The organism is Paraconexibacter sp., from assembly GCF_041602235.1.
GTDB lineage: Bacteria > Actinomycetota > Thermoleophilia > Solirubrobacterales > Solirubrobacteraceae > Paraconexibacter.
In genome coordinates, this window is the sequence record NZ_JBFIGP010000146.1 from 1 (window position 1) to 9,067 (window position 9,067).

A 9,067-nucleotide genomic window follows, 5' to 3' on the forward strand; every position below is an offset into this window, starting at 1 on the left:
CGCAACGGCTTCCGCTTCCTGGGCCCCACGACGATCTACGCCGGCATGCAGGCCTGCGGCCTGGTGAACGACCACCTGCGCGACTGCCCCGCACGCACGGGGCAGTCGACGTCAGGCGGAAGTGGTGCTTCGACCTAGATCTTGTGGCGCTGGAGCAGCTTCTTGCCGATGACCATGCGCTGGATCTCGCTCGTCCCCTCGCCGATCAGCAGCAGCGGCGCGTCGCGGTAGAGGCGCTCGATCTCGTACTCCTTGGAGTAGCCGTAGCCGCCGTGGATGCGGAACGACTCCTCCACGCAGAACCGCCCGGCCTCGGAGGCGAACAGCTTCGCCATCCCGGCCTCGAGGTCCGAGCGCTCACCGGCGTCCTTCATGCGAGCCGCGCGCAGCGTCAGCATGCGAGCGGCGTCGACCTGCGTCGCCATGTCGGCGAGCTTGAACTGGATCGCCTGGTGCTCCGCGATCGGCTTGCCGAACGTCTTGCGCTCCTGCGAGTAGCGCAGGGCGAGCTCGAGCGCGCGCTGCGCGATGCCGACGCCGCGGGCGGCCACGTTCGCGCGACCGACCTCCAGCGCGTCCATCATCTGCGCGAAGCCCTTGTTCAGGCCGGCGTCCTCGCCGCCGAGGATGTTCTGCGCCGGGCACTTGTAGCCGTCGAAGACCAGCTCGGTGGACTCGACGCCCTTGTAGCCCATCTTCTTCAGCTTGGGCGGGACGATGAGGCCCGCGTAGTCACCGGTGTTCTCGGAGACGCCACCCTCCTTCTCGGCGATGAAGCAGGTGAAGCCCTTGTGGCGCGGCTCGGCGTTCGGGTCCGTCTTGACGAGGACGAACACGAGCGAGGACATGAGGCCGTTGGTGACCCACATCTTCTGGCCGTTGATCTCGTAGGTGCCGTCGTCGATCTTCTTCGCGGCGGTCTTGATCGCCTGGACGTCGGACCCGAGCTCCGGCTCCGACAGCGAGAACGCGGCCCGGATCTCGCCCGTGGCCATGCGCGGCAGGTACTTCTGCTTCTGCTCCTCGGACCCGAACTTCATGAGCAGGTAGGTGCCGATGAAGTGGGTGTTGATGACGCCCGAGATCGAGATCCAGCCGCGGGACAGCTCCTCGACCACCATGCAGTAGGTCGTGAGGTCCAGGCCGAGACCGCCGTACTCCTCGGGGATCGTGATGCCGAAGAGCCCGAGCTCCTTGAGCTGCTCGACGATCGGCTCCGGATACGTGTCGGTCGAGTCGTAGTGCTCGGCGTTGGGGATGATCTGCTCGTCCGCGAACTGGCGGACCATCTCGATGATCGCCTTCTGCTCGTCCGTGTAGTCGGACGCCGAGATCGTGGCGATGGCCATATTGGGCCTCCTGCTGGCTGGTCTGATGGAAAGTCCGGCGTTCAGGATACCCCGCACCTCGCTGCGAGGATCAGCCGCCGGTGCGCCCCCTTCGCGACGACGCCTCGACGTCGCGCGGTTCGGCGTGCGCGGCGGGCCGAACCTTGGAGGAACGGGCGTCCTGGCAGACTCCCGCGCGCATGAACTTCGCTCGCGACATCGTGGACGCGGCTCCGCCGGAGCGCGTCGCGCTCATCGAGCTCCCGCGCGAGGGCGCACGCCGCGAACACACCTTCGGCGAGGTCGCAGACCGGTCGGCGCGCCTCGCCGGCACGCTCCGGGCCCACGGCGTCGCTCGGGGGGACGTGGTGCTCACCCTGATCGGCAACCGGCCCGAGTGGGTGGAGACCATGGTGGCGTGCTTCCGCCTCGGGGCAGTCGTGCTGCCGTGCACGGAGCAGTTGCGCGCGAAGGACCTGCGGCTGCGCCTCGACGTCGCCCGCCCCGCCGTCGTGGTCTGCGACGTGCGCAACCGTGCGGTGCTCGATGAAGCCCTCGCGCTCCCGACCGACGTTCCCGCGGGAACGCCGCTGATCCTCGACGTGCCGGATCCCGCGCTCTACGACGCCCCGCCCGCTCCCGCGGTCGAGCTCTCGCCCTCCGACCCCTGCCTGATCACGTTCACGTCGGGAACCTCGGGCGAGCCGAAGGCGGTGCTCCACGCCCAGCGCTACCTCGACGGCCAGCAGGTCCAGGCGCAGCACTGGCTCGGAGGCGGTCCCGGCGACATCGTGTGGTGCACCGCCGCCAGCGGCTGGTCGAAGAGCGCCCGCAACGTCTTCATCGCCCCGTGGATCCGCGGCGCCACCGCGCTGCTCCACGACGCCCGGTTCGACCCGACGGAGCGCCTCGACCTGCTCGAGCGTGAGCGCGTGAACGTGCTGTGCATGGCGCCGACCGAGTACCGCGTCATCGCCAAGCGCGCTCGGCTGCGCCCGTTCCCCGAGCTCCGGGGGCTCGTGGCGGCCGGCGAGGCCCTGAACCCGGAGGTGCTGCACCTCTGGCGTGAGGCGACCGGGCTGGTCATCCGCGATGGCTACGGCCAGACCGAGACCGGGCAGATGACCGGCATCCCCGGCGACGCGGACCCGTCCGACGTCCGGCCCGGCTCGATGGGCCGCCCGCTTCCCGGAGTACGCCTGTGGATCGACGACGGCGAGCTCGTCGCCGACCCTTCCACGGTCCCGACCTTCTTCCTCGGGTACCTGGGAGAGGAGCCGCACGATCGAGAGACCCCGTGGCGGACCGGGGATCGCGTCCACGCCGACGAGGACGGGTACCTGTACTTCGAGGGCCGCACCGACGACGTGATCATCAGCGCCGGCTACCGCATCGGGCCGTTCGAGGTGGAGAGCGCGCTCGTGGCGCACCCGGCGGTCGCCGAGGCCGCGGTGGTCGCGGCGCCCGACGAGGAGCGGGGCAGCGTCGTGCGCGCGGTGATCGTGCTCCAGGAGCACGCCGAGGCGTCCGACGCGCTGGCCCGGGAGCTGCAGGACCACGTGAAGTCCGAGACCGCGCCGTACAAGTACCCGCGGATCATCGAGTTCACCGCAGCGCTACCGAAGACGTCGAGCGGGAAGATCCGGCGGTCCCTGCTTCGGGGCGGCGCCGCCTGACCACCTCCGCCCGGACGCCGTGCTTGGGGGAGAGCGTGATCCCCCTGAGTACCACCGGGTCGGGCCGGTCGCCCACGAGGCGCAGGTCGACCGCGGGCAGGATCACGCGCAGCACCTCGACGAGCTCGAGCTGGGCCAGCGCAGCTCCGATGCACCGGCGGATGCCGCCGCCGAACGGCAGCCAGCTGTAGGCGACCGTGTCGTCCTCCGTGAAGCGCTCGGGGCGGAACGCCTGCGGGTCGGGATACAGGTCGGCGCGATGGTGGATCAACGCGATGGCTGGATAGACCTTCGCCCCGGCCGGCAGCTTCCACCCGGCCACGAGCCGCGGCCGCGTCAGGGTCCGCTCCGCCGCGTCGAGGACCGGTCGCAGGCGCAGGGTCTCCCGACCGATGGCGTCGAGGTGCTCGTCGTCGCCCTCCTCGATCGCCGTCCTCGCGCGGTCGAGCGCCCCCGGCGTGCGGAGGATCAACTCGAACGCGAAGGCCAGCGCGGTCGCCGTGGTCTCGTGGCCGGCGGCGAGCATCGTGAAGAGCTCGTCGCGGAGCTCCTCGTCCGACAGCCCCTGCCCATCCTCGTCGCGTGCTTGCAGGAGGAGCGAGAGGACGTCGTCGCGGTCCGCGATGTCGGCGAGCTTCCGCCGCTCCGCGATCTCCTCGTACAGGAGCTCGTCCGCGACGCGCAGCCGACGGGCCAGGCGTCCACCCGGACTCCACGCGCCGAGGTCCTTCCGCAGGAGATCGCTGACGAGCAGCACGTTCGCGGTGTCGAGGACCGCTCCGAGCGCCTGGCGCAGCCGCTCGACCCGTGCGGGTTCCGTGACCCCGAACACGGCGCGACAGATCACCTCGAACGTCAGCGCGCGCATGCGTGCGCGCAGGACGACCTGCTCGCCGGGCTGCCAGCGGACGACCTCCCGCTCCGCGATCTCGCGGATGGTGTCGCGGTAGCTCGTCACGCGCGATCCCTGGAACGGGGGCAGCAGCAGGCGCCGGTGACGCAGGTGCTCCGGCCCGTCCAGCACGAGCACCGAGTGCTTCCCGAGGATCGGGGTGAGGAACGAGTTGGCCTCGCCCGCGAGCAGATCGGACTGGTCGCCCGTGAACAGCTCCTTGATCGCGAGAGGGTCCGCCACGTAGACGCCGGCCCCGAACCCGGTCAGGTGGACCGTGAAGACGTCTCCGTATCGCCGGTGCCACCGGTGCAGCATGCGCAGCGGTCGGTGCGCGAACAGGGCCGTCGTCAGCGCGGCCGGTCCTCGGGGTCCGGGCGGGAGGCTCATGCGAGCAGCCTACGCCCCGGGCGGCGCTCAGACGTACCGCCGTGCCGCGGCCGCGGCACGCGTCCCGTAGCCACCGCCGAACAGCACGGCATGGACCAGGAGCGGGAACAACTGCCACAGCGCGGCGCGCTCGGCGTGCCCGTCGGCGAGCGGCGCGGCCTCGTGGTAAGCCGCGAAGCAGCGCTCGCCCGGCCCCCCGAACAGCCGGAGCATGGCGAGGTCGATCTCGCGATGCCCCCCGTAGGCCGCGGGGTCCACGAGCCACGGCCTGCCGGTCACGTCGGCGAGCACGTTGCCCGACCACAGATCCCCGTGGAGCCGAGCGGGAGGCTCGGGCGGCCCGGCGAGCTCGGACATCCGCGCACAGACCCGCTCGATCACGGCTGCTCCCGCGGCGTCGAGCGCACCGCGATCGCGCGCCTGGCGCACGAGGGGCCGCAGGCGCTGGTCGCGATAGCACTCCACCCACGTCTCGGCCGGACCGTCGTCGAGCGCAATCGGCCCGATCCGCAGCACGTGCGCTCCCCCGTACGCAGGGGCGCCCGCCGCGTGAACGGCGGCGAGGCCCCGGCCGAGCTCCTCCTCCCCCGCGGCGTCCAGGCCACCTCCCTGCGGCACCCACTCGAGCGCGAGGAACCGCTCGTCGACGGCCAGGACCTCGGGCACCCGCAGCGCACGCGGCTCGGCGAGCCAGAGCAGCCCTGCTGCTTCGGCGGCGAACGTTCCCGCGGAAACGTCGTCGGTGGTCTTGACGAACACCGTGGGCGCGACGGCCCGGTCCAGCTGCATCTTCCACGCGTCGTTGAGGTCCCCACCGCTCACCCGGGACGCCGCCAGGACGCGCGCGCCGAGGGCCTCCCCCACGAGGTCAGGCAGTGAGCTCAGCGGCCATCTCCCGGAAGACCTCGACGTACCGGTCGACGTGCTCGGCCTGGTGGGTGACCGACAGGGTCCACTCCTCCTCGCGACCGGGCGTCATGAAGATCCCGCGGTTCATGTTGAAGAGCCAGGCGAGGTCGCTCAGCTCGGCGTCCTGGTTGGCCTTGAAGGACTCGTAGTCGACGACCTTCGCCGCCGAGAACGTCACGCAGCCCTTGGAACCGATGCCGACCGCGTATCCGGGCAGCGAGAACTCCTCGATCACCGCGCGGCAGCCGGCGAGGATGCGGTCGTTGAGCATCGCGAGGTGGTCGTAGGCCTCCGGGGTCATGACCTCGAGCAGGTTGGCGCGGGCGGCGGCCATCCCGAGCGGGTTCCCGTTGTAGGTGCCCACCTGGTAGACGCTGCCGTCCTCGACGCAGGCCATGACCTCCTCGGTACCGCCGATCGCGCCGGTCGGCAGCCCGCCACCCAGGGCCTTGGCGAGGGTCACCAGGTCGGGGGTCACGCCGAACCGCTCGACCGCCCCGCCCGCGGCGATGCAGATGCCGGTCTTGACCTCGTCGAAGATCAGCACGATGCCGTGGCGGCGCGTGATGTCACGAACGGCCTCCAGGTATCCCGGCTCGGGGAGCACGACCCCGAGGTTCATCATCGCGGCCTCCATGATGACGCAGGCCGGCTTCCGCCCCTCGGCCTCGAGCGCGACGATCTTGCGTTCCATCGAGTCGGCGTCGTTGAAGTGCACGGCATGGACCTGGTCGATCGTCGACTGCGGGATGCCCGCGCCGTACGGGAGGGACTGCAGGTGCTCGCGATCGCCGATCGCGTCGTAGGCGACCCCGATCGAGACCATGACCGTGTCGTGGTGGCCGTGGTAGCTGCCGAAGATCTTCAGGACGTCATCGCGTCCGGTGTGGGCGCGGGCGATCCGGATCGCGTCCATCGTCGCCTCGGACCCGGAGTTCACGTACCGCCACTTCGGCATGCCCCAGCGCCGCGCGAGCTCGGCGCCGACGACGACGGCGTCCTCGGTCGGCGCGGCGAAGTGCGTGCCCTGCTCGTAGCGCTCCGCGATCGCTCGGCCGATCGCCGGGTGGGCGTGCCCCTGGACCATCGAGCCGAACCCGTTGTGGAAGTCGAGCATCTCGTTGCCGTCGACGTCCCAGACGGTCGGGCCCGTGCCGCGCTCGAGATAGATGGGCCAGGGATCCCGGGCCTGGTAGGAGGACGCGACCCCGCCGGTGAGCACGCCGCGTGCGCGCTCGTACATCTTCGCGGACGCCTGGGTGCGCCGGTCGAGCTGCGCTTCCTCGCGCTCGGTCAGTTCGCGGATCCGCTCGCGATCGATCTGGACGGTGGTGGCGGAGCTCATGCGACGGATCGTCCCACGCCGCGATGTGCCAGAGGGATGAAATTTCGGTCAGCGCACGACCCGTGCGGCGTACCCGGCCGACGCGATCGCCCGCTGGACGGCGTCGGCGTGCTCGGACCCGCGCGTCTCGAGCACGAGCTGGATGGCGGTCTCGCGCACGTGGAGGTCCACCCCCTCCCGCACGTGGTCGACGTCGAGGAGGTTGGCTCCTGTCTGCGCGACGCAGTCCAGGAGGCGCGCGAGCGAGCCCGGGCGGTCCGGGAGGCGGGTGAAGAGCACGACCCGGCGCCCCACCTCGGTCTCGTGGCGGCGCGCGACGAGGGCGAGGGTGCCGGCGTCGACGTTCCCGCCCGACAGGACGACGCAGATCGACCCGCCGTCACGGTCGCGCGGTGAGGGCACGACCTGGCGGCCGAGCAGCGCGGCCGCCCCGACGGCGCCGGCTCCCTCGACGACGAGCTTGGCCTTCTCGAGCAGGAGGACCATCGCCTCGGCGACGTCGTCCTCGGGCACCACGACCAGCTCGTCGACGTGCTCGGCCATGAGGGCGAGGGTGAGCTCCCCCGGCCGCTTGACGGCGATCCCGTCGGCGAGGGTGGGCGCGACGGTGGTGGCCGTGACCGGTGACCGGGTCCGCAGGGACTCGGGGAACGCCGCGCACGACTCGACCTGGACACCCACGATCCGCACGTCCGGCCGGGCGGCCTTCACGGCGACCGCGATGCCGGAGCACAGCCCGCCGCCCCCGACGGGAACGAGCACGGTGCTCAGGTTCGGGAGGTCCTCGAGCAGCTCGAGCCCCAGCGTGCCCTGACCAGCGACGATGTCCGGGTCGTCGAACGGGTGGACGAACGCCAGGCCGTGCTCCTGCGCGTGGGCGCGGGCGGCGGCGACCGCGTCCTCCACCGTGTCGCCCTCCAGCCGGACGTCGGCTCCCAGGTCCGCGGCGCCCTCGGCCTTCTGGATCGAGGAGTCCGCGGGCATGTACACGACGCACGGCACGCCGAGCTGCGCCGCCGCCCACGCGGTGCCCTGCGCGTGGTTGCCCGCGCTGCCGAGCACGACGCCCGCGGAGCAGCCGTCGCCGAGCGCCGCGAGCTTGGCCAGGGCACCTCGCACCTTGAAGGCGCCGGTGCGCTGCAGGCTCTCGGCCTTCAGCACCACGTCGACCCCGGCGTGGTCACTGAGCGTCGCGGACGGCAGGATCGGGGTGTGGCGGGCGATGCCCTCGACGGCCGCGCGGGCGCGCTGCACGTCGGCGGCCGTGACGGTCATGGTGCGCTCAGGCGGCCGGGAGCGCCACGATGGCGTCGATCTCGACCTGGGCGCCCTTCGGCAGCGCGGCGACCGCGTAGGCCACGCGCGCGGGCGGCTCGCTGGGGAAGAACGTCGCGTACACCTCGTTGACGGCCGCGAAGGCGTCGATGTCGGTGAGGTACACGGTGACCCGTACCGCGTCGGCGAGCTGCGCGCCTGCGGCGGCGACCACCGCGGCGAGGTTCGTGAGGCACTGCTGCGCCTGCTCGTCGGCGGTGGCACCGACGAGCTCGCCGCTCGCGGGGTCCAGCGGGATCTGCCCGGAGCAGAACAGGAGGCCGCCGGCGGCGACTGCGTGGCTGTAGGGACCGACGGCCGCCGGCGCCCCGATGGCGGTCACGACTTCACGGTGATGGGACACCGGTCCACCCTACATCGGGATCGGGGTCAGTACCGTGGGTCGATGCCCGTCCCCCGCCGGCTGCTCCCCATCCTGGCCGTCGCCGCCTGCACGCTGGCCGCGGAGCCTGCTGCCGCTGCCGTGCCGTACACCCCGTGCCAGGACGAGGCGGGGTTCGAGTGCGGCACGGTCCCGGTCCCCCTCGACTGGTCCGGTGCGACCCCAGGGACGCTGTCGCTGCACGTGCGGCGCGCCCGCGCGACGACCGGCGTGGCGGCCGTCTCGGCCGTCGTGCCGCTCGCCGGTGGTCCGGGCCAGGCGGCGTCGCCCTTCGCGACCGCCTTCCAGTCGTACCTGACGGCCGGGCTCGGGACGCGCGACCTGCTGGTGTACGACCAGCGCGGCACGGGGCGCTCCGCCCCGCTGCGCTGCGGGGCGCTCAGCCGGCAGGGTCTGTCGGAGTCCCAGCAGGTCCGTCAGTGCGCGGAGCAGCTCGGTTCGGCGCGGGGGTACTTCCGCACCGCGGAGTCGGTGGCCGACATCGAAGCGCTGCGCATCGCGGGCGGGTACGAGCAACTCGTGCTGTACGGCGTCTCGTACGGCACGAAGGTCGCGCTGGCCTACGCGGCCGCGTACCCCCAGCGGGTGGAAGCGCTGATCCTCGACTCCGCGCTCACGATCGACGGGCCCGACGTGCTGCGGCGGTCGACGTTCGCCTCCGTGAGCCGCGTGCTGCGCGAGCTGTGCTCGGGATCGGCCTGCCGGGGACTGCGCCAGTCGGTCACCAGGATCCTCAGCCGGACGGCGCGCAAGCTCGCCAAGGGCCGCGTGAAGGGCCGGGTCACCGCGCCGGACGGTAGCCGCGTGACC

Annotated in this window: 9 protein-coding genes; 3 read left to right on the plus strand and 6 right to left on the minus strand. The window is 72.0% G+C overall.

What is annotated here, in order from left to right; all coding sequences use genetic code 11:
* Positions 1 to 138 (plus strand): DNA-3-methyladenine glycosylase I (locus ABYE80_RS12430; RefSeq protein WP_372790612.1); only part of this gene is annotated, 138 nt, incomplete at its 5' end.
* Here ABYE80_RS12430 and ABYE80_RS12435 read toward each other — a convergent pair.
* On the minus strand, positions 135 to 1,349 hold the full coding sequence (locus ABYE80_RS12435) for an acyl-CoA dehydrogenase family protein (protein ID WP_372790604.1): 1,215 nt from the start codon (positions 1,347 to 1,349) through the stop codon (positions 135 to 137). The two genes, ABYE80_RS12430 and ABYE80_RS12435, sit on opposite strands and share 4 nt — an antisense overlap.
* A 179-nt stretch (positions 1,350 to 1,528) precedes the next feature.
* Between ABYE80_RS12435 and ABYE80_RS12440 the strand changes: the two genes are divergently transcribed.
* Positions 1,529 to 3,004 (plus strand): acyl-CoA synthetase, encoded by a 1,476-nt coding sequence (locus ABYE80_RS12440; protein ID WP_372790605.1) that lies wholly within the window; start codon positions 1,529 to 1,531, stop codon positions 3,002 to 3,004.
* Here ABYE80_RS12440 and ABYE80_RS12445 read toward each other — a convergent pair.
* Genes ABYE80_RS12445 through ABYE80_RS12465 form a run of 5 tightly spaced genes read right to left on the minus strand, consistent with a single transcriptional unit; the run spans position 2,934 to position 8,218 of the window.
* A complete protein-coding gene (locus ABYE80_RS12445; protein ID WP_372790606.1) occupies positions 2,934 to 4,286 on the minus strand; it encodes a cytochrome P450 in 1,353 nt (450 codons plus the stop codon). The two genes, ABYE80_RS12440 and ABYE80_RS12445, sit on opposite strands and share 71 nt — an antisense overlap.
* Before the next feature lie 27 nt (positions 4,287 to 4,313).
* Entirely contained in the window at positions 4,314 to 5,150 is an 837-nt protein-coding gene (locus tag ABYE80_RS12450; protein ID WP_372790607.1) for a fructosamine kinase family protein, read from the minus strand.
* A gap of 4 nt (positions 5,151 to 5,154) precedes the next feature.
* A complete protein-coding gene (locus ABYE80_RS12455; RefSeq protein WP_372790608.1) occupies positions 5,155 to 6,540 on the minus strand; it encodes an aspartate aminotransferase family protein in 1,386 nt (461 codons plus the stop codon).
* Between the two features lie 48 nt (positions 6,541 to 6,588).
* Positions 6,589 to 7,815, minus strand: coding sequence for a threonine ammonia-lyase (gene ilvA / locus ABYE80_RS12460; RefSeq protein ID WP_372790609.1), 1,227 nt, complete (start codon positions 7,813 to 7,815; stop codon positions 6,589 to 6,591).
* 7 nt (positions 7,816 to 7,822) lie between these two features.
* Positions 7,823 to 8,218 (minus strand): Rid family detoxifying hydrolase, encoded by a 396-nt coding sequence (locus ABYE80_RS12465; RefSeq protein WP_372790610.1) that lies wholly within the window; start codon positions 8,216 to 8,218, stop codon positions 7,823 to 7,825.
* Positions 8,219 to 8,260: 42 nt separating this feature from the next.
* Here ABYE80_RS12465 and ABYE80_RS12470 point away from each other — a divergent pair.
* The coding region (locus tag ABYE80_RS12470) for an alpha/beta fold hydrolase (RefSeq protein WP_372790611.1) at positions 8,261 to 9,067 on the plus strand (807 nt) is incomplete at its 3' end.

What these genes read in the sequence shown, in the direction of transcription:
- ABYE80_RS12435 (WP_372790604.1), bottom strand. Translation starts at nt 1,349, where the DNA reads ATGGCCATCGCCACGATCTCGGCGTCCGACTACACGGACGAGCAGAAG.
- ABYE80_RS12440 (WP_372790605.1), top strand. Translation starts at nt 1,529, where the DNA reads ATGAACTTCGCTCGCGACATCGTGGACGCGGCTCCGCCGGAGCGCGTC.
- ABYE80_RS12445 (WP_372790606.1), bottom strand. Translation starts at nt 4,286, where the DNA reads ATGAGCCTCCCGCCCGGACCCCGAGGACCGGCCGCGCTGACGACGGCC.
- ABYE80_RS12455 (WP_372790608.1), bottom strand. Translation starts at nt 6,540, where the DNA reads ATGAGCTCCGCCACCACCGTCCAGATCGATCGCGAGCGGATCCGCGAA.
- ilvA (WP_372790609.1), bottom strand. Translation starts at nt 7,815, where the DNA reads ATGACCGTCACGGCCGCCGACGTGCAGCGCGCCCGCGCGGCCGTCGAG.